Origin of the sequence: Streptomyces sp. NPDC048434 (assembly GCF_043200375.1) — a bacterium.
Taxonomy (GTDB): domain Bacteria; phylum Actinomycetota; class Actinomycetes; order Streptomycetales; family Streptomycetaceae; genus Streptomyces.
In genome coordinates this window covers 187,533-212,132 of record NZ_JBICXQ010000006.1, presented here as the reverse complement: position 1 = coordinate 212,132, position 24,600 = coordinate 187,533, and the positions used below count along the sequence as shown (strand labels likewise).

General features: G+C 71.6%; 21 protein-coding genes and 1 pseudogene. 7 read left to right on the top strand and 15 right to left on the bottom strand.

All coding sequences use genetic code 11. The features are described from left to right. Positions 1-33 precede the first annotated feature (33 nt). A complete protein-coding gene (locus ACGFWI_RS09805) occupies positions 34-294 on the top strand; it encodes a hypothetical protein (protein ID WP_393905412.1) in 261 nt (86 codons plus the stop codon). Here the strand turns inward: ACGFWI_RS09805 and ACGFWI_RS09800 are convergent. Together ACGFWI_RS09800 and ACGFWI_RS09795 are read right to left on the bottom strand one after the other, a co-directional pair. After that, positions 259-2,640, bottom strand: a complete 2,382-nt coding sequence (locus ACGFWI_RS09800; protein ID WP_393905411.1) for a GH92 family glycosyl hydrolase — start codon at positions 2,638-2,640, stop codon at positions 259-261. The two genes, ACGFWI_RS09805 and ACGFWI_RS09800, sit on opposite strands and share 36 nt — an antisense overlap. A 289-nt stretch (positions 2,641-2,929) precedes the next feature. Then, positions 2,930-3,406, bottom strand: a pseudogene (locus tag ACGFWI_RS09795) (glycoside hydrolase family 2); the annotation flags it as partial. 312 nt (positions 3,407-3,718) lie between these two features. Here ACGFWI_RS09795 and ACGFWI_RS09790 point away from each other — a divergent pair. Beyond that, the gene (locus ACGFWI_RS09790; RefSeq protein WP_393905410.1) at positions 3,719-4,195 is read left to right on the top strand and encodes a hypothetical protein; all 477 of its coding nucleotides are present in this window, start codon (positions 3,719-3,721) and stop codon (positions 4,193-4,195) included. A gap of 79 nt (positions 4,196-4,274) precedes the next feature. Here the strand turns inward: ACGFWI_RS09790 and ACGFWI_RS09785 are convergent, their stop codons facing one another. From ACGFWI_RS09785 to ACGFWI_RS09770, 4 genes are all read right to left on the bottom strand, one after another. Then, on the bottom strand, positions 4,275-5,726 hold the full coding sequence (locus tag ACGFWI_RS09785; protein ID WP_393905409.1) for an amino acid permease: 1,452 nt from the start codon (positions 5,724-5,726) through the stop codon (positions 4,275-4,277). Between the two features lie 125 nt (positions 5,727-5,851). Continuing rightward, on the bottom strand, positions 5,852-6,067 hold the full coding sequence (locus ACGFWI_RS09780; protein WP_393905408.1) for a dodecin: 216 nt from the start codon (positions 6,065-6,067) through the stop codon (positions 5,852-5,854). A 94-nt stretch (positions 6,068-6,161) separates the two neighbouring features. Beyond that, positions 6,162-6,623 (bottom strand): universal stress protein, encoded by a 462-nt coding sequence (locus ACGFWI_RS09775; RefSeq protein WP_393905407.1) that lies wholly within the window; start codon positions 6,621-6,623, stop codon positions 6,162-6,164. A 79-nt stretch (positions 6,624-6,702) separates the two neighbouring features. Continuing rightward, the gene (locus ACGFWI_RS09770) at positions 6,703-7,410 is read right to left on the bottom strand and encodes a PAS domain-containing protein (RefSeq protein WP_393905406.1); all 708 of its coding nucleotides are present in this window, start codon (positions 7,408-7,410) and stop codon (positions 6,703-6,705) included. Between the two features lie 105 nt (positions 7,411-7,515). Here ACGFWI_RS09770 and ACGFWI_RS09765 point away from each other — a divergent pair, with 105 nt between their 5' ends. Then, positions 7,516-10,692 carry a bifunctional cytochrome P450/NADPH--P450 reductase gene (locus tag ACGFWI_RS09765; protein WP_393905405.1) on the top strand — a complete coding sequence of 1,059 codons (3,177 nt, stop codon included), beginning with the start codon at positions 7,516-7,518 and terminating at the stop codon, positions 10,690-10,692. Positions 10,693-11,020: 328 nt separating this feature from the next. Here ACGFWI_RS09765 and ACGFWI_RS09760 read toward each other — a convergent pair whose 3' ends face one another. After that, positions 11,021-11,560: a DUF2165 domain-containing protein gene (locus ACGFWI_RS09760; protein ID WP_393905404.1), complete on the bottom strand. Its 540-nt coding sequence runs from the start codon at positions 11,558-11,560 to the stop codon at positions 11,021-11,023. Between the two features lie 176 nt (positions 11,561-11,736). On the opposite strand from ACGFWI_RS09760, the gene ACGFWI_RS09755 reads away from it, so the two are divergent. After that, positions 11,737-12,771: a phosphatidylinositol-specific phospholipase C domain-containing protein gene (locus ACGFWI_RS09755; RefSeq protein WP_393905403.1), complete on the top strand. Its 1,035-nt coding sequence runs from the start codon at positions 11,737-11,739 to the stop codon at positions 12,769-12,771. Here ACGFWI_RS09755 and ACGFWI_RS09750 read toward each other — a convergent pair. The 7 genes from ACGFWI_RS09750 to ACGFWI_RS09720 all read right to left on the bottom strand — a co-directional run bounded on the left by ACGFWI_RS09750 (position 12,743) and on the right by ACGFWI_RS09720 (position 21,153). Further along, the gene (locus ACGFWI_RS09750; RefSeq protein WP_393905402.1) at positions 12,743-13,867 is read right to left on the bottom strand and encodes a trypsin-like serine peptidase; all 1,125 of its coding nucleotides are present in this window, start codon (positions 13,865-13,867) and stop codon (positions 12,743-12,745) included. The genes ACGFWI_RS09755 and ACGFWI_RS09750 overlap by 29 nt on opposite strands. A 329-nt stretch (positions 13,868-14,196) precedes the next feature. Continuing rightward, on the bottom strand, positions 14,197-15,126 hold the full coding sequence (locus ACGFWI_RS09745) for a phosphatidylinositol-specific phospholipase C (protein ID WP_393905401.1): 930 nt from the start codon (positions 15,124-15,126) through the stop codon (positions 14,197-14,199). 147 nt (positions 15,127-15,273) lie between these two features. Beyond that, positions 15,274-16,236 carry an L-histidine N(alpha)-methyltransferase gene (gene egtD, locus ACGFWI_RS09740; protein ID WP_393905400.1) on the bottom strand — a complete coding sequence of 321 codons (963 nt, stop codon included), beginning with the start codon at positions 16,234-16,236 and terminating at the stop codon, positions 15,274-15,276. Then, entirely contained in the window at positions 16,233-16,988 is a 756-nt protein-coding gene (gene egtC / locus ACGFWI_RS09735; protein ID WP_393905399.1) for an ergothioneine biosynthesis protein EgtC, read from the bottom strand. The genes egtD and egtC overlap by 4 nt, the downstream gene beginning before the upstream one ends. A gap of 37 nt (positions 16,989-17,025) precedes the next feature. Further along, positions 17,026-18,345 carry an ergothioneine biosynthesis protein EgtB gene (gene egtB, locus ACGFWI_RS09730; protein ID WP_393905398.1) on the bottom strand — a complete coding sequence of 440 codons (1,320 nt, stop codon included), beginning with the start codon at positions 18,343-18,345 and terminating at the stop codon, positions 17,026-17,028. Beyond that, positions 18,342-19,619, bottom strand: a complete 1,278-nt coding sequence (gene egtA, locus ACGFWI_RS09725; protein WP_393905397.1) for an ergothioneine biosynthesis glutamate--cysteine ligase EgtA — start codon at positions 19,617-19,619, stop codon at positions 18,342-18,344. The genes egtB and egtA overlap by 4 nt, the downstream gene beginning before the upstream one ends. A 322-nt stretch (positions 19,620-19,941) precedes the next feature. Further along, positions 19,942-21,153 carry a pyridoxal phosphate-dependent aminotransferase gene (locus tag ACGFWI_RS09720; protein ID WP_393905396.1) on the bottom strand — a complete coding sequence of 404 codons (1,212 nt, stop codon included), beginning with the start codon at positions 21,151-21,153 and terminating at the stop codon, positions 19,942-19,944. Between the two features lie 113 nt (positions 21,154-21,266). On the opposite strand from ACGFWI_RS09720, the gene ACGFWI_RS09715 reads away from it, so the two are divergent. From ACGFWI_RS09715 to ACGFWI_RS09705, 3 genes are all read left to right on the top strand, one after another. Then, positions 21,267-21,956, top strand: coding sequence for a winged helix-turn-helix transcriptional regulator (locus ACGFWI_RS09715; protein ID WP_393905395.1), 690 nt, complete (start codon positions 21,267-21,269; stop codon positions 21,954-21,956). Continuing rightward, on the top strand, positions 21,953-22,435 hold the full coding sequence (locus tag ACGFWI_RS09710; protein ID WP_393905394.1) for a hypothetical protein: 483 nt from the start codon (positions 21,953-21,955) through the stop codon (positions 22,433-22,435). Before ACGFWI_RS09715 ends, ACGFWI_RS09710 begins: the two co-directional genes overlap by 4 nt. A 117-nt stretch (positions 22,436-22,552) precedes the next feature. Next, the gene (locus tag ACGFWI_RS09705; protein ID WP_393905393.1) at positions 22,553-23,623 is read left to right on the top strand and encodes a glycosyl hydrolase family 18 protein; all 1,071 of its coding nucleotides are present in this window, start codon (positions 22,553-22,555) and stop codon (positions 23,621-23,623) included. Here the strand turns inward: ACGFWI_RS09705 and ACGFWI_RS09700 are convergent. Further along, positions 23,567-24,463 (bottom strand): helix-turn-helix transcriptional regulator, encoded by an 897-nt coding sequence (locus tag ACGFWI_RS09700; RefSeq protein WP_393905392.1) that lies wholly within the window; start codon positions 24,461-24,463, stop codon positions 23,567-23,569. The genes ACGFWI_RS09705 and ACGFWI_RS09700 overlap by 57 nt on opposite strands. Between the last annotated feature and the right edge of the window lie 137 nt (positions 24,464-24,600).

The window sequence follows — 24,600 nt, the reverse complement described above, 5'->3', positions numbered from 1 at the left end:
GCTCGGGCCTATCTCGCCTTTCTGGGACTGACGTTGATCAATCCCTGGGCGGTCCTCTACTTCTCCGCGCTGGTGCTCGCCGGTGGTGCGGGCACCCCCGGCGCCGGTGCCGCCGGCCCCGCCGCCTTCGTGGCGGCGGTGACCCTCGCCTCCGCGAGCCGGCAGCTGTTCCTGGCTGCCGGGGGGACCGTATGGGGCAGGACGCTCAGCGGCCCGCGGGGGCGGGTCGCCACCGCGCTGCTCTCCGCCGTGGTGATCTCAGCGCTGGCGACCGGACTGCTGCTGCGCGGATGAGGTGCCCACGGGCGGCGGTGCGGCATGGTCGCCGGTGCCCCAGCGGGAGGGCTTCGGGCCCACGGTGAAGGCGAGTTCACGGCCCGAACGCAGCTCATCGGTGGTGAGGTACGTCCGGTCATGTCCGGCACCGTCCAGGCGTACCGACTGCACATAGCGGTCGGTGGTGGACGTACCGGGTGCGGCGACGGTGAAGTGCCCGGCCGGGTAGTAGCGCCGGTCCAGGGTCAGGTCCACCCGGTCGAAGACCGGCGTGCTCAGCCCCCAGCTGTCGGTGCCCGGCTGCACCGGGAACACCCCGATCGAGGAGAGCACCATCCACGCCGACATCGTCCCCAGATCGTCGTTCCCGGTCATCCCGGTGGGGGCGTCGGTGAACAGCGTCAGCGCCGCATGCACCACGTCCGTGGTCTTCCAGGGGCGGCCGGTGGAGAGATAGGTGTACGGAGCGATGAGATCGGGCTCGTTCTGCGGGTTGTACTTGTCCGCGTTGTAGTAGTCGTACGGCCCGTTGACCCATACCTCACGGGCCGTCTTCTCCGGGTCCTGCAGCAGCTTCGGGTAGGCGAAGAACGAGTCGAGACGCTCATCGGCCTTGTCCTTGCCGCCGATCAGCTTCAGCATCCCCGGCAGATCCTGCGGAACCAGCCACTGGTACTGCCAGGACGTGCCCTCGTGAAAGCCCTCGCTCTTGGCCGGATCGGCGGGCCCGGCGAAGGCGCCCTTCCCGTCGCGGGCCCGGAAGAAGCCGGTCGAACTGTCGAAGATCTTGCGGTAGTTCTGGGCGCGGGCCGCATACCGGTCGGCGTCCTCACCGTGCCCCAGATCGCGTGCCATCTGTGCCAGCATCGCGTCCGACAGGGCGTATTCGAGGGTGGCCGAGGCGCCGTGGTCGAAGTCGGAGTCGCCGGGCTTGGCGTGCGGACGGCCCTTGAGGTACGGGGCGAAGCCGTCCTTCAGGTACTGCGCATTGGCCTCCCGTCCGACGGCCGGCGCATCGGCCGGCGGCACGCCGTCGGCGTTCTTCTTCAGTGCCGCGTACGCCTGCTCCTCATGACCCCGCAACAGCCCCTGCTGGTAGGCATTGGTGAGGAACGGAGTGACCGGATCGCCGGTCATGATGTTCGTTTCGACCGTTCCGTAGCCCCACTTGGGCAGCCAGCCGCTCTCCTTGTCGATCCGCAGGACCGACAACGCCATATCGCGGGACTCCTGCGGCGCCAGCAGCGCCAGCAGCTGCGCCTGGGTGCGATAGGTGTCCCACAGCGACCAGTTCTGGTAGTACGTGAAGCCCCTGGCGCGATGAGTCCGCTGGTCCCAGCCGGTGTAGCGGCCGTCCACGTCACTGCCGATGTTCGGCGCGAGGAAGGACCGGTAGAGGGAGGAGTAGAAGGTGCGGCGCAGCGTCTTGTCCCCGCCCTGGGCCTTCACCAGTCCGAGCCGCCGCTCCCATGCGGCATCGGCCGCTGCCTTCGTACGGTCGAAGGAACCGCCGCCCTCGGCCCGCAGATTGCGGGCCGCACCCGCCGCGTCCACATAGCTGAGCGCGGTGGTCGCCTCGACGGTGCGGTCCTTGCGGGTGTCGAAACGGGCATAGGCGCCGTGCCGGCCGGTGGCGGTGGAGTCCTTGGAGCCGGCTGTCACCTTGTCGCCGTCCCAGGATCCGTACGAAGCGAACGGCCGGTCGAAGCGGGTGATCGTGTAGACGGTGTACGGCTTGGTGTCCTGGCAGAAGCCGCGGCCGGTGATGGCGGTGCGGATGGTGCGGGAATCCAGCACCTCGACCCGCGTCGAGACCGTCTTGTGCAGCGACTGGCCCGCGTTGAGCAGCACATTGGCCTTGTCGGTGGCCGGGAAGGTGTAGCGCTGTCGGCCGGTGCGGGCGGTGGCGGTCAGCTCGGCGGTGATCCCGCCGTAGGACGTCAGGCCGACGCGGTAGTAGCCGGGCCGGGCCGACTCGTCGTCATGGCCGTAGCCGGCCGCGTACTTGGCATAGTCGGTCTCGGTGATGTCGCCCGTGGTGGGCAGCACCGGCAGATCACCGCCGAGCCCGCAGCCGACGCCGGAGATGTGCACCGAACTGAAGCCGCGGATGTGGTCGTCGTCGTAGCCGTAGCCGGTGGTGTGGCCGGTGTCGGGGGAGAGCTGCACCATGCCGAACGGGACGGCCGCGCCCGGGTAGGTGTTGCCGTCGTTCCGGCTGCCGATGAACGGGTTGACCAGGTCGGTGAGCGGGCCGCCGGGCGGCTCCGCCTGCGCGGCGGGGGCCGCGAGCGCGCTCCCGATGAGCGCGGCCGCCAGCACCGCGCCCGCGGTACGCAGCCGGGTGCGACTGAGCCATGGCATGGATCCGGACCTCCGGGATCGGGTCGCCGAGCGGCCCGTCGGGCGTGCGAGGGCGCACACGGCCGCACGGTTCGACAACGTTGTCAGGGCGCGCTCATTCTTGGCGCCGGTCAGGTGCGCGTCAAGAGGTGGCGCGGCGGTAACTCCGGCACGTCCGGCCCCCGTCGCGGGCCGGGTGCGGGCCGTCGCGAGTGTGTGCGGGGGCCGGACGTGCCGGGCGTGCGGGGCTGGACGTGCCGGGTGTGCGGGAGCGCGACCGGGCGATGCGCTCAGCGGCTTCCGCGCTCCGTCACGGGGTGTCGCAGGGCATCGAGGCGGGATCGGACGCATCCGAGATCAGCGCGCGGTGCGCCGCCGCCAGCCGCCCTACATCGGGTTTGATCACCTTGCGGTCATAGGTCATCAGACCGTTCAACTCGCCCTCCACATCGCTGATCTGGGTGTAGACGGCGCCATTGCCGCCCTGGCAGGCGAGCTTGCGGACGTGGGCCAGCTCGGCCAGATAGTCGTCCGTGTACTCGGCCTGGTCCACGCCGACATAGGTGTGCTGCACCGGCCAGGCGTGGCCCGGTACCGCCAGTCCCAGCCCGCCGTACTCCCCGCTGACCAGCGCGCGGGTGCCGTCCGCCGCGGGCAGCTGCGGGCTCGGATAGCCGTGGGCGTCGGCCACGTCGCCGTTGCCGCCGTCGTGCGCGCCACAGCAGTTGAGCCCGCTCATGTTGTTCACCAGCCGGGTCGGGTCCCAGGACTTCACTTCGTCGCCCAGGGCCGGCGTGCCGCCGACCGGATGATCGAGGCGACCGGCGGCAAGGGCGATAGCGTTCGCCGCGGTCGCGAGGGCGCCGACCCATCCATTGGCGCAGACACGTCAAAAATCATGAAGTGTCTGCCTTGCTCTCTTCAGGGGCGCGTGCCTCAATGGTCAGCGATTCAGGTCGCTGACCACCCGTCAGATCTGGACGGTGGCCGGCACGGGGCCCGACCGCGGGCCCCCACATGGCCGCCAGTCGTTCCCTCGCATCCCCCCCGGCGACCGGTGCCATGGGCCTGCACCCCCCTCAAGAAGGCGGTACCCCCCATGAGACACCTCAGACCAGGCACGCTCGGATTTGGTTCGGCACTCGCCGTCGCAGTCGCCGCCGCGGGCACGCTCGCGATGGCGCCGGCCGCCACCGCGGTGACCCCCGACACCGCCACCCTCTCGTTCGACTGCGGTAGCTTCGGCTCCGGCACGGCGACGCTCACCGCCACCCAGGACGGCACGGCCGCGACCATCAGCCTCGCCACGTCGGCGATCACCTCACCGATAGACATCGGCGCGAACTCGGTCAGCTCCACGCTGACCCTCACCAAGAACGGCTCCGGGACCACGGAGTTCAGCGGCAGCTCCAACCCGGCGATCCCGGCCGGCAGCGAGGTCTCCACCGGTCCGCTCAGCGGCACGGTCGCCGCGGGCGACAGCCTGGAGGCCACGTCCCTGAAGGTCGTGGTGTTCGGCGTCACGGCCACCTGCAATGCCACGTCTCCGCAGTCCCCGGGACCGTTCGTCTTCTGATGCCGAGGGCAGGCGGGGACCGGCGGGCCTTCGTCCGCCGGTCCCCGCCGTCCCTGCCGCGCGGTTCAGCGACCGCGGCTCACGGCCGCGTCCCGCCGCTCGCGCCACCGGCGCTCTCCCGTTCCGCCTGTGCCAGGTTCGAGCGGCGGTAGGAGTACGCGAAGTAGATGACCATGCCGACCAGGAACCACACCACGAACCGCACCCAGGTCTGCCAGGACAGGAACGTGATCAGCCAGATCGAGAAGCACACCCCGATCGCCGGGACCACCGGCATCCCCGGCGTGCGGAACGTCCGCGGCAGGTCGGGACGCTTGTAGCGGAGCACGATCACCGCGACGCAGACCACCACGAACGCCAGCAGGATGCCGATGTTGGTCAGTTCGGCGGCCTCACCGATCGGCAGGAAGCCCGCGATGACCGCGGAGGCGAAGCCGACGATCCAGGTCACCCGGGTCGGCACATGGTGTTTGGGACTGGTCTTGGCGAACCACTTCGGCAGCAGCCCGTCCCGGCTCATCGAGAACCACACCCGGGTCACCCCGAGCATGAAGGTGAACATGACCGTCAGAATGCCGATGATCGCGCCGACCGCGATGACATCCGCCAGGCTGCCCAGGCCCACCGACTTGAACGCCGAGGAGAAACCGCTCTCCGGGTCGATGGACTTGTAGTTCTGCATACCCGTCAGCACCAGGCAGGCCAGGATGTACAGCACCATCGAGATCGCCAGCGAATACATGATCGCCTTCGGCATATGGCGCTGGGCGTCCTTGGACTCCTCGGCCGCCGTGCTCATCGCGTCATAGCCGAAGACCGCGAAGAAGACGGTGGCCGCCCCGGTGAAGGCGCCGCTCGCCCCGAACGGGAAGAACGGCGTGTAGTTCGAGGTCTTGATGTGGAAGAAGCCGACCGCGATCACCACGATCACCACGATGACCTTCAGGGCCACCACGACCGTCTCGAAACGCGCGGCGTTCTTGATGCCCAGCGTCAGCAGATAGGCGATCAGCAGGCACAGCACCGCGGCGAAGAGGTCCACCCGGTGTCCGGGACCGGTCCCCGGCGCGCCCATCATCCAGGCCGGCAGATCGACGCCGAGATCAGTGAGCAGAAAACCCAGATAGCCGGAGATGCCGATCGCGACCACCGCCACGATCGCGGTGTACTCCAGCAGCAGGTCCCAGCCGATGAACCAGCCCGCCACTTCACCGAGGACCGCATAGCCATAGGTGTAGGCCGATCCCGCCTTCGGGATCAGCCCGGCGAATTCGGCGTACGAGAAGGCGGCCGCGGCGCTCGCGATGCCCGCGATGAGGAAGGAGATCAGGACCGCCGGCCCGGCCTTCCCGTTCGCGACGGTGCCGGCCAGCGTGAAGATTCCCGCGCCGATGATGCCGCCGACGCCGATGGCCGTCAGCTGCCACAGGCCGAGTGCCCGGGTCAGCTGCTGGCTCGCGGTCCCTTCCGTCTCTTCGATGTGCTCGATCGGTTTACGGCGCAATACGCCCTGTCCAGCGCGCAGCCCCATGCGTCATCCCTCCGTACGCTCCATCGTGGTCCGACGGCGGATCATCATGGACCCTCAGGAGCGACTAAGGAAGGCGACTCCCTAATACTGCCGGGACTCGCCGGGAGACGTACACGGGAGAGGCGTCAATCGGCGTCCTCAAGCCGGAAACCGACTTTCAGGCCGACCTGGTAGTGGTCGATTTCGCCCTCGACGATATGCCCGCGGACCTGGGAGATCTCGAACCAGTCGAGATTGCGCAGGGTCCGCGAGGCGCGCTTGATGCCATTTCTGATCGCGTCGTCCACGCTCTGCTGGGACGTACCGACGATCTCGGTCACGCGATACGTGCGGTCGGTCACGGTGGTCTCCCTCGCCGGGGCGGCGCTCCGCCCGTCCACCCTCCACCGTGCCCCAGGGCGGCCCACCCCACCAGCGGGAGCGTCCGGACACGCTCTAGGGGACGACGGTGACCGGCCAGCGCCCGGCCTTGACCAGGCGCACCGCGACCGAGCCCATGATGCGGTGCCCGGCCGATTCCGAGGCACCGACCACCACCGCGTCGGCCTTGAGCTCGTCGGCCATCTGCACCATGCCGTTGTACGGGTCACCACGCAGGGTGTGGAACTCCCAGCGCAGGCTGTAGATCCCCGCAAGCCGCTCGGTCGCCCGGCGGATCTCAGCCATCAGCTCCTCGGCGACCTCGTTGGTCGTATCCGCGACCGGGGCACCCATCGCCGCCCCGGCCGGCAGCACCGGCTGGACGTAGACCAGCACGAGCTTCGAGGACTGGCGCCTGGCCAGCCCCGCCGCATACGAGGCGGCACGCCACGACGAGTCGGAGCCGTCGATGCCGACGACGATGACCTTCGGGCCGTCCGTTCCGCGCTCGAACTGCGCGGCTGCGTTCTCCTCCACACCAGGGAGGTTATCCGCACAGGTGTGCTGCCGGCATGGCGGGCCGTACCGCCGGGCCCCGCGGAGGTGTCCGACCTGCTCAGGCGGGGGCCGGCGGCCAGCTGTCCGGGGACAGCACGCCCAGCACGTACGCCCTGGCGACCAGCGCGGTACGGCCCTGCACCCGCCAGCGGCGGGCCAGTCGGGTGAGGTGGTAGTTCACCCCGTCGACCGTCAGCCCCAGCGCCGTACCGATCGACGCCGTGGTCGCGCCGCCCGCGGCCAGCGCCAGGATCCGGGCCTCCACCGGACTCGCCGACCCCCGCGGCGCCGGCAGCGGGGCACTCTCGCTCACCCGCAGCAGCGCCAGCAGGGCGGGCGGGTGCACCGAAGGGTCACCCACCGGATCGATCGTCAGCTCCCCTTCCCGCTCCGTCCCGTCCGACCCGGCGCGCCAGCGCACCTCGACCGGATAGCGCGAACGGCGCCCCAGGCGCAGGGCCTCGGTGAGCCGGTCGAGCTGGGCCTTCGCGCGGGGCTCGAAAAGGTCCAGCAGATTGCGGCCGCGCAGCGCTCCCGGGGCCGTGCCCCACTGCTCGGCCATCGCCGGATTGGCGATCAGCACCTCGCCGTGCGCCCGGCACACCGCGATCGGCGTGGGGATACGGTCCAGCAGAATCAGGAAGTAGTTGCGCCACGGGCCGCCCGCGTACGGCCCGGCCGGGTCGATATAGCCGCTCCCGCAGGCCGGCGCGCCCGTGCCGTCGGCGTCCGTGTCCGGCGTCCCGTCGCCAGTCCCGTTGTCCATTTCCCCTTCTCAGGTCCGCGCGCAAGAGCGAGCACCGAAAAACCACTGCACAATCATGCAGTTGTCCGGGCGTGACCTGCACGTGGGGGCCCTCACGCTGGAGGTATGACCGACACCATCGCGCTCCACAGCGACGAACGCGCCGCCGATGACGACATTCCGGTGGCCGACCTCACGGCGGCCGGGCTCACCCACACGCCCATCCAGCAGTCCATGGACCTCGCCCGGGTCCACGGCCCGGTCTTCAAGCGCAAGTTCGGCGACCGCGAGACGCTGTTTCTCTCCTCACTGGACCTGGTCACCGAGGTCGCCGACGAGTCCCGCTTCGCCAAGGGCGTGTCGGTCGTCCTGGAGAACGTCAGAGAGTTCGCCGGTGACGGTCTGTTCACCGCTTACAACGACGAGCCGAACTGGGCCAAGGCACATGAGGTCCTGATGCCGGCCTTCGCCCTCGGCTCGATGCGCACCTACCACCCGGCGATGCTCAAGGTCGCCCGCCGGGTCATGGCTTCCTGGGACCGGCGGGTGGCCGACGGCACGCCCGTCCAGGTCGCCGAGGACATGACCCGGATGACGCTGGACACCATCGGGCTCGCCGGTTTCGGCTTCGACTTCGAGTCGTTCTCCCGCGGCGACACCCCGCATCCGTTCGTCGAGGCGATGGTGCGCTGCCTCGAATGGAGCATGACGAAGTTCTCCCGCGACCCCGACGCGGACCACTCCGCTGCCGACGCGGACTTCCAGCGTGACGCCGACTATCTCGCGTCGGTCGTCGACGAGGTCATCGCCGCCCGGACGCAGAGCGGGGAGAGCGGTGACGACGATCTGCTGGGCCTGATGCTCGGCGCCGGGGGCCAGGGGGACGGCGGACCGGCCCTCGACCTCGCGAACATCCGCAACCAGGTCATCACCTTCCTGATCGCCGGCCACGAGACCACTTCGGGCGCGCTCTCCTTCGCCCTCCACCACCTGCTCAAGGACCCGCTCGCGCTGCGCATGGTCCAGCGCGAGGCCGATGAGCTGTGGGGCGACCGGAGCGACCCCGACCCCTCGTTCGAGGACATCGGGCGACTGCCGTTCACCCGCCAGGTCCTCAACGAGGCGCTGCGGCTGTGGCCCACCGCCGCCGCTTTCACCCGGCAGGCCCGCGAGGACACGCTGCTCGGCGGCCGCTACCCGGTCAAGGCCGGCGAGCTGGTCACGGTGCTCACCCCGATGCTGCACCGCGACCCCGTCTGGGGCGACAACCCCGAGCTGTTCGACCCGTCCCGCTTCAGCCCGGAGGCCGAGGCGGCCCGCTCGCCGCATGCGTACAAGCCGTTCGGGACCGGTGAACGCGCCTGCATCGGGCGGCAGTTCGCGCTCCACGAGGCGACCATGCTGCTCGCCCTCCTCGTGCACCGCTACCGCCTGATCGACCACGGCGACTACCGGCTGCGCATCAAGGAGACGCTGACCCTCAAGCCCGACGGGTTCACCTTCACCCTGGCCGCCCGTACGCCCGCCGACCGGGCCGCGGTCCGCGCCGCGCTGGCCGTGCTCCCCGGCGGCGGCGCCGGCACCACGGACGACACCGCCACCGACGACGGGCTGCCGACCCGCGTCCCGCAGGGCACCGGCCTGCTGCTGTTGCACGGCAGCAACTACGGCACCTGCCGGGAGTTCGCCGAGCGGCTCGCCGACGAGGCCACCGGCCTGGGCTTCGCCACCGATGTGGCGCCGCTCGACGCGTATGCCGGTGCGCTGCCCGCCGACCGTCCCGTCGTCATCGTCGCCGCCTCCTACAACGGCCGGCCCACCGATGACGCCGCCGCCTTCGTCAACTGGCTCAACACCGCGCAGGACGGCGCCGCCACCGGCCTCCCGTTCGCCGTCCTCGGCGTCGGCGACCGCAACTGGGCCGCCACCTACCAGCACATACCGACCCTCATCGACGACCGGCTCGACGCGCTCGGCGCCCACCGGCTGCTGCCGCGCGCCGAGGCCGACGCCTCCGGCGACCTGAGCGGCACCGTCAAGGAGTTCACCGCGGCGCTGCGCACCCAGCTGCTGACGCGCTACGGCGATCCGGCGAGCATCGGCGCGAGCGCACCGGACGCCGAGGACACCGGGTACACCGTCACCGAGATCACCGGCGGCCCGCTGGACGCGCTCGCCGCACGTCATGACCTCGTCCCGATGACCGTCACCGAGTCCTACGACCTCACCGCACAGGACTGGCCGCGGCCCAAGCGCTTCCTGCGCATCGCCCTGCCGGACGGCGTCGGCTACCGCACCGCCGACCACCTCGCCGTGCTGCCGGTCAACGCCCCGGCCGCCGTCGAGCGGGCCGCCCGCGCCCTCGGCGCCGGCCTGGACACCGTCCTCGCGCTGCACTCCGGCCGCCGCGCGAGCCGCGACACGCTGCCCGTCGACCGCCCCCTGACGGTCCGTGAACTGCTCACCCGTCACCTGGAGTTGGGCATGCGCCCGACCCCCGGGCAGGTGGCGGAGCTGGCCGCCCACAACCCCTGCCCGCCCGAGCGCCAGGCCCTGGAAAACCTCGCCGAGGACGACCCGCGCACCCTGATCGACCTGATCGAGGCCCATCCGGCGCTGCGCGGCGCGCTGCCCTGGCCGACGGTCCTGGAGCTGCTGCCGCCGCTGCGCATCCGGCACTACTCCCTGTCGTCCTCGCCCGCTGCCGACCCACGGCACGCCGATCTGATGGTCTCGCTGCTGCCCGGCGGCACCGGCTCGACCCATCTGCACGCGCTGCGGCCCGGCGACACGGTCCTGGCCCGCGTCCAGCCCTGCCGTGAGGCCTTCCGCCTCGATGCGGCCGATGACACCCCCGTCATCCTGATCGCGGCGGGCACCGGTCTCGCGCCCTTCCGCGGGGCCGTCGCCGACCGCGTCGCCGCGGGCCGGCAGGCCCCCGCCCGGCTCTACTTCGGCTGCGACGACCCCACCGCCGACTTCCTGCACGCCGCGGAGTTCGCCGAGGCCGAAGCCGCCGGCGTCATCTCCGTACGCCCCGTCTTCAGCGCACGCCCCGAGAACGGCCACCGCTTCGTCCAGCACCGGATCGCCGCCGAGGCGGCAGAAGTGTGGGAGCTGCTGCAGGCCGGTGCGCGGGTGTATGTCTGCGGCGACGGCAGCCGGATGGCTCCCGGTGTACGGGCCGCGTTCCGCGAGCTGCACGGAGCCCGCACCGGCGCCTCGCCCCAGGAGTCCGAGGCCTGGCTGCGCGAACTGACCGCCGCCGGCCGCTACATCGAGGATGTGTACGCGGCGGGCTGAGACCCGGCGCCCCCTCCCGGCGGGCCGGATCTTCCGGCCCGCCGGGGTCGAGGCGGCCCCGCGCCGGCCGCAACGACCCTCTCCACCCGCTCCCTGCGCAGTTCCTCGTACACGGCGAAGGCGCTGCCCCCCGGGTCGGGCTCGTCGCGCAGGCACCTGGCGAGGTCGACACCGTCCTCGATGCTGGCCGAGCTCACCGCCTCGGGGGCGACCGGCCGCCCCGACAGCCACAGCCGTACGGAGCGCGGCAGCGCGGGTGCCGACAACTGGCTGACGGGCTACCGCATCGAGCGGTGAGTCCGCGGGGCGGGGAGCGGCGGCGCGCCCGCTACTCCCCGCTCCGGTCCTTCCCGGCCGCGCCCGGCAGATGGACGACCACCAGCGCGATCCCGGCGACCGTGAGATTGCGGGTCGCGGCCTCCAGCCCGTTCCACTCCTTGGACTGCCACATCGCGAACCACTCGCCGCCGATCGCGAGGAAGCCCGCCCCGAACAGCAGCACCACCATCAGCAGCCCGAGGGTGCTGATCTGCCGGGCCCGAGCGAAGCTGCCGCGCCGTGCGCCGACGGCCCACAGTGCGGTGGCCACGAGCAGCACCACCGCGGCCACCGTCTCCCAGGCGATGACCGCCTGGTAGGCGGCGTCCTGCAGCGCGTGCGAGGTGATGGCCCGCCACATCAGGTCCTGGTCCTTGAACGTGGTGTCCATGGCCAGCACATGGCGGACGAACTCCCGGTTGGTGTCGAAGTCGGTGATGTTGCCGAAGGCGACGAGCGAGACGCAGAGCGCGACCGTCCCGGTCAGAAGGGCCGCCGCGAGCGGCAGTCCGGTGCGTGGTGTGCTGTCGGTGCGTTGCTTGTCGGTCATGCGCTCTCCCCGGCCGGTTCCTGTCATCGGCTGTTTCCTTACCCGCCGTTCGCCCGCGTGGCTCCTCCGGTACCGAACTCCCGTACGCTGCTGCCCGATCGACCGGGTGACCGACCGGTCGAAACGACGTTCGGGAACCTTACCGACGGCCGACGACCTAGGGGAAAGCGGGGCACATGAACGGGAAGCGGTGTGTGGGGACGGTCGCCGTCGCGGCGGCGGCAGTGATCGCGGTGAGCGGGCCGGCGGGCGCCGAGCCGGCCGCCACGACATACGGCACCAGCACGTCCGTGGGCGTCCACAACGCCTATGACAAGGAGAAGTACCACTATTTCGCGGACGCCCTGGACTCCGGCGCCGCACTGCTCGAACTCGACCTCTGGTCCAACGGACTGGGCCGGTCCTGGCGGGTCTCGCACAGCAACCCGCTCGGGAACAACAGCAACTGCGAGGGCGCCGCGAACGCCTCGGAACTGCGCACCAAGAGCCGGGACCAGGACTTCGCCGGCTGCCTGGCCGATATGAAGGCCTGGCACGACGCCCACCCCGGCCACCGTCCGGTGCTGCTCAAGGTCGAGATGAAGGACGGCTTCAACGCCAAGGGCGGCCGTGGCCCCGCCGAGTTCGATGCGCTGGTACGGCAGAAGCTGGGCGATGCGGTCTACGGCCCCGGGGACCTCACCGGCGGACATGCCACCGCCGACGAGGCGGTGCGGGCCGGCGGCTGGCCCTCGCGCGCCGACATGGCCGGCAAGTTCCTGTTCGAGCTGATACCCGGCACGGTCGAGGAGAAGAACCCGTTCGACAAGCTGTGGACGGACGTCGAGTACGCCGGCCACCTCAAGGACCTTGCGGCGCAAGGAAAGCTGGCGCAGTCGACGGCGTTCCCCGCGGTGCACGGTGCCGTGCCCGGCGACCCCCGGGAGCGCTACGCCGACCCGGCGCTGCGTCCCTGGTTCGTGGTCTTCGACGGCGACGCCGCGACCTATCTGAACGGCAGTATCGACACCTCCTGGTACGACACCCGCCACTACCTGCTCATCATGACCGACGCCCACAATGTGCCGCCGGTCATCGACGGCACCCACCCGACCGAGGCGGAGGCGCTGGCCCGGGTCGGGCAACTGGCCGCGGCGCATGCGAGCTTCGCGACCGCCGACTGGTATCCGCTGCCGTCCGTCCTCAAGACCGTGGTGCCGCGCGGGGCATGACGCCGGAGGCGGCGGCCCGGACGCCGGGCTGTGCGGCCCGTGGATCCGGCTCCGTGGTCGCCCGCCGGTAGAGCGTGGCCACGTCCTCGCCGAACCGGCTGCTGTACGAGACGAGGTCGTCACCGCCTTCGTCGAGCCCGCCTATCACGCCGATCAGCGACCCGGTGCCGGTGGCCGGGTCGAGGTCGGTGAGCATCGGCCCGCCGCTGGTCCCGTTCGGGAACCCCGCGCAGACGAAGCGGAGTTGGGTCGCGCTCTGGGCGTCCACCGTGTGCCGGCAGCTGACCGGTGCGTCCTGGTCCTCGGGGTAACCGGTCAGCAGTGCCGGCCGTCCGGCCGGTGCGCCGAACCGGATCCGTTCGGCGCCGGTGACGTCCTCTATCCGGCCGCCGGCCTGCCCCGCTCGGCGCACCCTCAGGAACGCCACATCGTGGTCGGGGTCCCGGCTGCTGATCCAGCGCGGATCGACATGGATACGGGTCGGCACCCACAGGCCGTACGGTGCGATCCCGTCGTGCAGTCCGGGCGCGAACACCAGCCGGGTGCGGAAGCCGTCGTCGTGCACACAGTGCGCCGCGGTGACGACGAGGTCGCCCCCAGGGGCATGCACCACGCTGGCCGTGCAGTGGTGGACCGGGGCACCGTCATCGTCGGGGGAGAAGAGCGCGCCGATCGCCGGTGAGGCCGCCGCCGGGGCCGCCAGCAAAGGGTGCGACGCCGTCAGCGGGGCCGCCCTCCCGCCGCCGTACCGCGCCGTCACCGGTGGCCCCGGCCGCTCCCGGTAGGGGCCGGCGAGGACCGCGGCGGCGGCCCGGTCGCCGTCGGCGCGGGTGGCGAGATAGGCGCCGGTGGCGGTGTCCCCGGCGGCCAGGAAGGGGTCGCGTGACGGGGACCCCAGGGCCAGCGCCGTGCTGCCCACGACCACGGTCAGCACCCCGAGCGCCAGGGTCGCCCGCAGCGGAACGCCGACCCGGCCGCGGCCCGTGCAGGCCGGCCCGCCGGGACCGAGGCAGTCCTCGGCCGACGGTGTCCCGGCGTACCGGTCCGCCCCGCCGGCGTTGTCCGCCGGTTCGGTCCCGCGTTCGCTCGTCTCCACCAACAGCCGCCTCGCCGCATCAGCCGGCGGACGCTGGGGCCACACCGGAACCAGACATTTCACCCAGTCTGATGCAGGGATGCGTGCCGCGGTTCGGTCACTTGGCGCATCATTCCGCTCAGGCGTCGAAGATCACGGCAGAGATCCGCGCCGGAACAACCGGCACATCCGCCGTCCGAGGGGCCCGACGGGCCGGGGGCTGACGAGCGCGGCGACCGTACTGCCGGAGCCCGCCCCGCTGAGCCGTTCGGGTGAACCGCGCCGCGCCCCCGCCGAGGCCGGTGCGGACCTCTGCGGCCCGCCGTCCCGCGCGCGCCCGCCGGCCCCGCTCACGCCGCGAGCCGCACTCCCCGCCCCGCGAGGTTGTGCCGGATCAGCGTCTCCGCCAGGCCGGCCTCGTTGGGGAAGTCCATCGGGACGATGCCGAGACCCGTCCAGCCGATCCCCTCCGAGCCCGCCAGCAGATTCTTGACCTGCGGGTTGAGACGGTCCGCGTTGGAGCGGGGCGGAAGCAGGGCGGCGGTGCTGACGTAATTGACGAAGAGCTTGCCGGGCTGGGTGACGGCCTTGCGGAACTGGGTCTCGATCTTCGGGTACTTGCCGAACGGCTCCGCCATGTAGTCGTCCTGGATGTCGAACAGCTGCGGATCGGCGTAACGGACGCCGCCCAGACCGTCGGAGTCCGCCAGCAGGACCACCCGGCCGCGGGCCTGACCCAGCGTCGGCAGGCCGTCGTCCAGCCGGAACAGCGACCGGTAGCCCTTGTCGTCCAGGTAGCTGCCGAAGATCCGGCGGAACTCCTCGGCGCTGACCTCCGAGTACTCCTGCTTGACCCGCATCAGCACCGTCTCGGAGGGATGGGCCTGCAGGAACGCCCGGCAGGCGTTGAGCACATCGCCGAACATCAACTCCTGGTAGAAGGCGCCGTGATGGATGGCGAAGGCGTTGTCGATGGCCCGGCAGCGGACGTCCAGGAAGCGGATACCGCTGTTGAGCTGGGCGTCGACGGGCGTGTTCTGGCAGGCGACCCAGGGGCCGCCTATCCGGGCACCCGAGTCATGGGTGCCGGGGATCGTCAGCCGCTGGACGGGGGTGGCGTCGCCGAGCGCCGACATCCAGTCCTGCACGGACAGTACGGACGCCCGGCGCTGGGCCGCGCCGGCCGTGAACTGCCCGCTGCCGACGCCCGCCAGCGCCCCGGCGGCCGACAGCCCGGCCGCGCCCCGGAGGAAACCCCGCCGATCCAGTCCCAGCCCCATGCCGCTTCCCCTGTCCGTCGAGTCTGCGTGGGTGCGCAGCGGCAGCCCCGGTGCGCACCTGCGGTCGGGGCATCGAACCACATGGAGCGTGCGCGCGGCACCCGGCCGGCGGACCGGAGGGTCACGCCGGCCGGGAAGGGGCGAATATCAGACGCGGAAGGAGAGCGACAGCGCGAAGCGGTCCGCGCTGTCCGTCCACCAGTTGGTCAACTCCAGTCCGGCGGCTGCGAGTTCGGCCCGCACGCCGTCCTGGCGGAACTTGGCCGAGATCTCGGTCCGCAGCTCCTCGCCCGCGGTGAAGCTCACCGCCAGGTCCACTCCGGGAATCTTGACGCTCAGGTCCTTGTGGGCCCGCAGCCGCATCTCGATCCACTCGCGTTCGGTGTTCCACAGTGCGACATGGTCGAAGTCCGCCGGGTCGAAATCGCCGCCCAGCTCGCGGTTGATGACCTCCAGGACGTTCTTGTTGAACGCGGCCGTCACGCCCTGCGGATCGTCATAGGCGGCGACGAGCGTGGCCTCCTCCTTGACCAGGTCGGTGCCGAGCAGCAGCGCATCGCCCGGGGAGAGCATGTCGTGCACGGAGTGCAGGAACGCGGAGCGTTCCTCGGGGAGCAGATTGCCGATGGTGCCGCCGAGGAAGGCGAGCAGCCGCGGACCGGGGGTGTCGGGGAGTTCGATGCCCTGCTGGAAGTCGGCGACCAGTGCATGCACGGTGAGTCCGGGGTGCTCGGTGAGCAGCGTCTCGCCCGCCGCGGCCAGCGCGGATTCGCTGACGTCGATGGGCACATAGGCGTGCAGCTCGGTCAGCGCGCCGATGAGATGGCGGGTCTTGTCGGAGGAGCCCGACCCCAGCTCGATCAAGGTGCGGGCCTGGGTCGCCGCGGCGATGTGATCGGCACGGGTGAGCAGGATCTCCCGCTCGGCGCGGGTCGGGTAGTAGTCGGGCAGCTTGGTGATGTCCTCGAACAGCTCGCTGCCACGGGCGTCGTAGAACCACTTGGGCGGCAGCTGTTTGGGGGTACGGGTCAGGCCCTGGCTGACATCGGCGCGCAGCGCGGCCGCGGTGGCGTCGGCAGGGAGGGTGCGGGTGATGCTGAGCGGGCTCACGTAGCGGGCTCCTTGAGCGGGATGAGGTGGACATCGGTCCGGGTGGCGCGCAGCAGAGTGCGGTCCGGGACCTCGGTCCAGTGGGGGGAATCGTCGTACGGTTCGGAGGCCACTACCGTGCCGCCTCCGGGAACGGCCAGGTGGCACAGCGTGTCGCCCCAGGCGGTGGCGGCGATGGCGGTGCCGTCGGTCAGCAGCAGATTGAGCCGTGAGGCGGGCGCGGCCGCGACGACCGCCGCGACGGTGCCGGCCAGCGCCTCGCCGAGCTCGTCACCGCGCGCCAGCCGGTGCCGGACCAGCGCCCACAGGAACGCCGCGTCGCAGCGGGCCGGCAGCCGCAGCAGCTCCCCCGGCGGCAGCTCGGCAGCCAGCGGGGCGAGCGACTCCGGCCAGCCGGACACCGCGCCGTTGTGGCTGAACAGATAGCGCCCCTCGGCGAACGGCGCGGCCGCGGCCTCGGCGTCCGCACCGGCCACGGTGGCGTCCCGTACGGCGGCGAGCAGCGCGCCGGTGCGTACCACCCGCCCCAGGTCGGGCAGCAGATCGTCGCCCCAGATCGGCCCGGCCCGGCGGTAGCGGGCGGGCACCGGATCGCCCGGCGCGTACCAGCCGACGCCGAACCCGTCCGCATTGACCGTGCCGTGGCGCTGCCGGCGCGGTTCCCACGACTGCCGGTAGAGGCTGTACGGCGGAGCGAGTACCACCTGGCCGAAGGGTATCTCCGGCCCCAGATAAGCAAGATGACGGCACATCAGGCAACGGCCTCCCGGGCCGGCGGGGCCGCGGCCGTCATGCGTCCGCCGCCGGGTCGGCGTCCCGGGCGGTACGGAACCCGGAGAAGATCTGGCGCCGGACGGGCAGGTCCCAGTTGCGGAAGGTGCCCCGGCAGGCGACCGGGCCGACCGCGAACGAACCGCCGCGCAGCACCTTGTACTCGTCGCCGAAGAACACCTCCGAGTACTCCCGGTAGGGGAAGGCGGCGAAGCCCGGATACGGCAGGAAGTCGCTCGCCGTCCACTCCCACACATCGCCGATCAGCTGCCGTACGCCGAGCGGCGACCGGCCGTCGGGGTAGCTGCCGATGGGGGCGGGCCGCAGATGCCGCTGGCCGAGGTTGGCGTGCGCCGCCGTGGGGTCCTCGTCGCCCCAGGGATAGCGCCTGGCCCGCCCGGTCGCCGGGTCGTGCCGGGCGGCCTTCTCCCACTCGGCCTCGCTCGGCAGCCGTCGGCCGGCCCAGCGCGCATAGGCGTCCGCCTCGTACCAGCTCACATGCAGTACGGGCTCGTCCGGCGGCACCGGTTCGGTCACCCCGAACCGCCGGCGCAGCCACTGGCCCCCGTCGCGCTTCCAGAAGAGCGGTGCGCGCAGCGTGTGCTCCTGTACGTGGGCCCAGCCCTGCGCGGACCACCAGCGCGGCTCCTCGTAGCCGCCGGCCTCGATGAACCGCTGGTAGGCGCCGTTGCTGACGGGTGTGGTGTCGATCAGGAAGGAGGGCACCAGCCGGCGGTGTGCGGGCCGCTCGTTGTCCAGCGCCCAGGGCTCGGTGGAGGTGCCCATGGTGAACGGCCCGCCGGGAACGAGGACTTCGGCGGGCAGGATGTCGTCGGAGGCGGGCGGCGGCTCGGGCGCGGTGAGTACGGCCGGGCCGTGGCGCAGCTGGTGGGTGATGAGCATGGTCTCGTCGTGCTGCTGCTCATGCTGCGCGATCATGCCGAAGGCGAAGCCGGAGTCGAGCAGCGGACCGCCGTGCAGCGGAGCGCGCTCCAGGATGTCCAGCACCCGGCCGCGGACCTCGGCGACATAGCCGTGCGCCTCGTCGGGCGCCAGCAGCGGCAGGGAAGGGCGCTTGGCGCGGGGGTGCTCGAAGGCGTCGTAGACGGAGTCGATGTCCGGGCGCAGTGCGTCACGGCCGCCCACGGTGCGCAGCAGCCACTGCTCCTCCTGGTTGCCTATGTGCGCCAGGTCCCACACCAGCGGGGACATCAGCGGGGAGTGCTGCGCCATGAGGTCGGGATCCTCGACGCAGGTGGTCAGCAGGCGGGTGCGGTCGCGGGCGGCGAGCAGTGCCGAGGCCGCGCGTTCACGAAGGAGCTCGGGGTCGAGGGTCACTGGCTGTCCTTCCCAACTATGAGATCGCCCTCCGCGGCGTACAGGGCGTCGAGATGATCGTCCGCGGGGCAGCGGCCGGGTGTCACATAGCGTTCGGTGAACTCCGCGACCGCCGCGAGCACGTCGGGGGAGGCGCCGAGCCGTGGCAGGGCCTCCTGTGCGGCGGCGAAGCAGCCCACCGCCGCCGCGTGCAGTTCCGGGTCGGTCAACGCCCCGCGGGCGGCCCGCCGCCACAGCGGATTGCGCGGTGCGGGGCGGGAACCCGCCGTCTCCGCCAGGGGTTTGACGATGCGGTACGCCCGCTCCGCGGCCTCCGGGTCGTCGAACAGCGCGGCCGTGACGGCCAGCGGAACGACCCACCCGGCGTCGCCCGACTGTGCGTCGATCATGCGCAGTTCCAGATGGCCGCGCGGCCGGACGGGCGGGAAGAGGGTGGTGACGTGGTAGTCCAGATCCTCCTGGGTGGGCGGTCTGGGCACGCCGGTACGGATCCACTCGCGGAAGGTGAGCCCCTCCGGCGCGTCCCAGGGGCCTTCCTCGGCGCGCAGGCACATCACCGGAGCGTCCAGGACGTAGCTCACCCAGGCGGTGCGCGGATCGGGCCCGTGCGACGGGGCGAGCGTACGGCCGGGGTCGAGCTGCGACCAGACGACCTGGCGGGTGGTGCGGTAGCCGGTGGGGCAGCCCTCGCTGGTCGGCGAATTGGCGAAGGCCGCGGCCAGCACCGCGCCCAGCAGATGGGCCAGCAGCCAGCGCCGGCCGTACCCGAGCGAGCCCGGCTCCTCGTAGCCGGCGTCCACACACACCTGCACGGACGCGGTGGCGCACATCATGGACCGCCCGGCGGAGCCCCAGCGGTCGAAGTACGCCTCCATGGCCTGGTAGCGCGGTTCGGTCAGCACCCGCTGCGGGCGGTGCCACGGATTGTGACCGTGGCCGGCCATGCCCAGGCCCATGGCCAGCATGGCGGGGCGGACCAGTGCGAGATCGGCGGTGACCGTCTCGATGCACTCGGTGAGGGAGCGGGCGGGGAGCGAGCTGAGCTCCAGCTGGCCGCCGGGCTCGAAGGTCAGCAGGGAATGGAGGGGAAGGGCGCGCAAGGTGGTGGCCGCGCTGTGCAGCCGGTCCGGCTCGATGGGACATCGGGGGTTGCGCGCGTCATGGACCAGCCATTCGATCTCGACCCCGATACGGCGCGGCGGACCCGTCTTGAAGCATATTCCGTGCAGGTGAGCTTCCAGCTCCGCTTCTGTTTCTGCAGGCCGTACGGGCATGGAATCCCTCTCCCTGGTGGGGTGGCGGCAGGATTGCCGCCCTCCACCTAATCTCCTGCGGGCGATGCGCTCAAGGGCGCGTTCGCGCCGCGGCGGGCGGGACGGGCGTCCACGGGGCGAGGGGGCCGTCCGGGGCGGGAGACCACCGGACGGTGCCGCGGCAACGTCCGGGCGCCAGGACGGCCTTCCCGCCCGCCGCCGGGGACTGGGACCGGACCGGCGGGCGGCGGGTGGGGACGGGGGAGGGGTACGGCCGTTCGAGTGAGTGCCGGGTAGGGCGGGTTTTGCCGCCACGGTGTCACGGCACGTCCGCCGCCCGATGTCACTGTCGGTAGCCCGCCAGGAAGCGTCCGATCCGGCTGATCGCCGCGTCGAGGTCATCGGCGTGGGGGAGGGTGAGGATGCGGAAGTGGTCCGGGTGCGGCCAGTTGAAACCGGTGCCCTGGACGACCTGGATCTTCTCCCGCAGGAGCAGATCCAGAACGAACTTCTCATCGTCGTGGATCTTGTGGACGGCGGGATCGAGGCGGGGGAAGGCGTAGAGCGCGCCCTTGGGCTTGACGCAGGAGACGCCCGGGATCTCGTTCAGCCGCTCCCAGGCCCGGTCGCGCTGCTCACGCAGCCGGCCGCCCGGCAGTACCAGGTCGTTGATGCTCTGCCGGCCGCCGAGCGCGGCCTGGATGGCGTACTGGGCGGGCGCGTTCGGGCACAGCCGCATGGACGCGAGGGTGCCCAGGCCCTCCAGATAGTCGGCGGCGTGCTGCTTGGGGCCGGAGACCACCAGCCAGCCGGAGCGGAATCCGGCCACACGGTAGGACTTGGACAGCCCGCTGAAGGTGAGGCAGACCAGGTCGGGGGCGAGCACCGCGGCATGGTGGTGGACCTCGTCGTCGTACAGGATCCGGTCGTAGATCTCATCGGCGAAGACCATCAGCTGATGGCGCCGGGCGAGATCGAGCATGCCGTCCAGCAGCTCGCGCGGGTAGACCGCGCCGGTCGGGTTGTTGGGGTTGATGATGACCATCGCCCGGGTCCGGTCGGTGATCTTCGAGGCGAGGTCGTCGAGGTCCGGCAGCCAGTCCGCGGACTCGTCGCAGAGGTAGTGCACGGCCTTGCCGCCGGCGAGCGTGGTGACCGCCGTCCACAGAGGGAAGTCGGGGGCCGGGATGAGAACCTCGTCGCCGTCGTCGAGCAGCGCCTGCACCGACATCGAGACGAGTTCGGAGACGCCGTTGCCCAGGTAGATGTCGTCCACGCCGACATCCGGCAGTCCGCTCTGCTGGTAGTGCTGGGCCACCGCGCGGCGGGCCGAGAGGATGCCCTGGGACTCCGTATAGCCGTGCGCGCGGGAGAGGTTGCGCATCACGTCCTGCAGGATCTCGTCGGGGCACTCGAAGCCGAACAGCGCCGGATTGCCGGTGTTCAGCCGCAGCACACTGTGGCCGGCCTCCTCCAGCGCGTCCGCGTGCTCGATCACCGGCCCGCGGATCTCGTAACAGACGTCGGCCATCTTGCTGGACTGCTTGAACTGCATGCGGTGGCCTCCAGGTCCCTCGCTCACCGCGCGGCGCGGCAGCACTCGTAATACCGTACTTGGTTTTACCAAGTGGAGACTTGGAAAGTCCAACCTCTGTCTATGCTGGTGTCATGCCGCGCCGAAGTTATGACCAGTACTGCGCCGTCGCCCGAGCCCTGGATGCCGTGGGCGACCGCTGGACGCTCCTGATCGTCCGGGAACTGCTGGGCGGCTCCCGGCGCTACACCGATCTGCACGCCGACCTGCCGGGCGTCAGTACCGACATGCTCGCCTCGCGCCTCAAGGACATGGAGCGGGACGGCCTGGTCACCCGCCGCCGGCTCGCCCCGCCCGGGGCCGCCTTCGTCTATGAGCTCACCCCGCGCGGCCGTGCGCTGCTGCCCGCGCTCACCGCCCTCGCCGACTGGGGCGCCCCCGCCCTCGACGAGAAGCGCCCGACGGACGCGGTGCGGGCCCACTGGTTCGCGGTGCCCCTCGTCGCACGGCTGGCCCGGCACTTCACCGACGGCATCGACGTGGTCGACATCGCCCTCGACGAGGGCGAGTTCCATGTCGTCCTCGGGGGCGACGGAGCGGGTGGCGACGGGGCGGACCCCGGCAGCCCGGATGGCGGGCCCGGTTATGCGGACGGCCCCGCCGAGCGCCCCGACATCCGGCTGCGCATGGACACCGTGACCTGTGCCGAGATCGCGTACGATCGCCTCTCCCTCGCACAGGGAATCGCCTCCGGCCGGATCGTGGTCACGCCGCCCGAGGTGCCCGGCGAACGGCGGCGACGGAAGAGGACGACAACGGCATGACGACGCGCCCCCTGGCGGTCTTCGACCTGGACGGCACACTCGCCGACACCACCCACCGGCAGCATCTGCTGCAGCGCGCCCCGCGCGACTGGAAGGCCTTCTTCGCGGCCGCCACCGAGGACCCTCCGCTCGCCGAGGGGGTGGCCCTGGCGCTGCGCAGCACCGAGGACTGCGAGGTCGTCTACCTCACCGGCCGCCCGGAGCGCTGCCGCCGCGACACGCTGGCCTGGCTCGCCCGGCACGGGCTGCCCAAGGGCCGGTTGTGGATGCGGCCCGACAGCGACCGGCGCCCGGCCCGGCACGCCAAGCTGGACATCCTGCGCCGGATCGCCCGCGGCCGCGAGGTCCGCCATGTCGTCGACGACGACGAACTCGTCTGCGACGCATGCGAGAAGGCCGGCTTCCGGGTGATACGGGCCCGGTGGGCCACGCCGTCCGACACCCTGCGGGACGCCCAGCAGCGGGCCGGGCGAACCTGAGATCCGTCCGGAGCCGGGTCCGGGCCGCGGAGCGCCCCGGGCCCGCCCCGCCGCCGGGCGCACCCCGTTCGGTCGAACTGACGATGCGTCAGCAATGAAACCGGGCACGCTCCGGAAATGGATCATGCATCAAGAACCCGGACGCGCACCGGGCTTGCGCTCCTGCTGACCGTGGCGGTGCTCACCGGGCTCTGGACCCCGCCGGCCGCGGCGGCGACGGACCCGAGGGGCGGCGGGCGGACCGGCTCGGCCTGGCTGCCCTACTGGGGCGACATGGATGCCGCCTACCGCGACGCGCTGCGGCACGCCTCCCAGCTGCACACCGTCAGCCCCTTCTGGTACGAGACCTCCTCCGACACCACCGTCACGGGACACCCGGGCGCGGGACGGCGCGACATCATCGACGGGTTGCACGACGCCGGGATCGATGTCGTGCCGACCGTGACCGAGACCCTCGGCGCCGAGGAGATGGCCGACCTGATGCACGATCCGCAGCGGCGGCGGGACCACATCGACACGCTGCTGGATCTGGTCGCGAGCCGTGCGTACGACGGGATCGACCTGGACTACGAGGCGATGGCGGTCACCGGCGACCGCGAGACCCGCGACGACGTGCGGACCGGATACAACCGGCTCGTCAAGGAGCTGTGCGCGCGGCTGCACGACCGTGACAAGCAGTGCGTGGTCACGGTGCTCGCCCGGGTCCGCGGCAGCGGCCAGGCCTTCGACTACGAGCGGCTCGGCGGGTACGTCGACCGGTTCCGCATCATGGGCTACGACCTGCACTGGTCGGGCGGCGAGGCGGGCCCGCTGTCCGCCAAGGACTGGTACGACGAATTTCTGCGCTACGCCACCGACACCGTCCCCCGGCACAAGATCGAGGTGGCCTTCCCGGGCTACGGCTGGGACTGGATCAGCGGGGTCACGGGCCATGCGGCCCATCTGACCTGGAAGGAGGCCGAGGCGCTGCGCGAGCGGGAGGACGCGGACTACCTCTTCGACGAGCGGTCCGGCACCCCGCACTTCACCTACCGCAAGGACGGCGTCGACCACGAGGTCTGGTACCAGGACGCACGCGGTGTCAGCGAGCAGCTGCCGCTGCTGAGGAAGTACGGGGTGCGGGGCACCGGCCTATGGGCGCTCGGGTTCGAGGACCCGGAGTTCTGGGCCGCGCTCCGCGGCGAGTAGCCGCAGGGCCGCCTCGGACGGTGAGCCCTGCGCCGCGGTGTACATCAGCACGCCCTGCCCGGAGCCGTCCGGCGTCTGCATCATCTCGAAGTCCAGCTCCAGATCGCCCACCAGCGGATGGTGGAACCGCTTGGTCCCGAAGGTGCAGTTATGGACGGCATGACGTGACCACAGACTGCTGAACTCGGTGCTCTTCATCGACAACTCACCGATCAGTTCGGCCAGTTGCGGATCGTCGGAGCGCTGCCCCGCGGCCACCCGCAGGGAGGAGACGGCCCGCCGGACCTCCTCGTCGCGGTCCGGGTACAGCTCGCGGGTGTGCGGGTCGAGGAAGAGCAGCCGCTGGGCATTGGGGCGGTCCTGCGGGCGGCCGGGGCTGTCGAAGTCGAGGTGCCCGGCGGTCAGGGCGTGCCCCAGGCGATTCCAGGCCAGGATCTCGAAGCGCGGCCCGAGGGCGAGGGCCGGTACGTCCGCCACGGCGGCGAGCAACTGCCGTACGCCGGGGCGGACCTTGTCGTGGCGTACCGCGGGGCGGCGGCGCGCCTTGGCCGGGCTTGCCAGCTCGCGCAGATGCGCCCGCTCGTCGTCGGTCAGCCGCAGCGCACGGGCCAGCGCGTCCAGCACCCCCTCCGAGGCCTGGTGGCTCTCCCCTTGTTCGAGGCGGGTGTAGTACGCGACGCTGACGCCGGCCAGCTGGGCCAGCTCCTCGCGGCGCAGGCCGGGGACGCGGCGGCGCGCCCCGTAGGAGACCAGCCCGACGTCCTCCGGCTGCAGCCGGGCGCGGCGGGTGCGCAGAAAGTCTCCCAAGGCGGCGGGTGAGTCCATGGCGGGTGAGTCCATGCCCGCCAGTCTCCGGCATCGGGCGGGCACGAGCATGACCCTGTCAGTACCAGCCTCGGGCCCCGCACAGTGGGTTCTGCCGGGGCATCGCCGCGATGTGGCGGAGACTGTTCCCTGCGGGATACCGACCGCTTAGT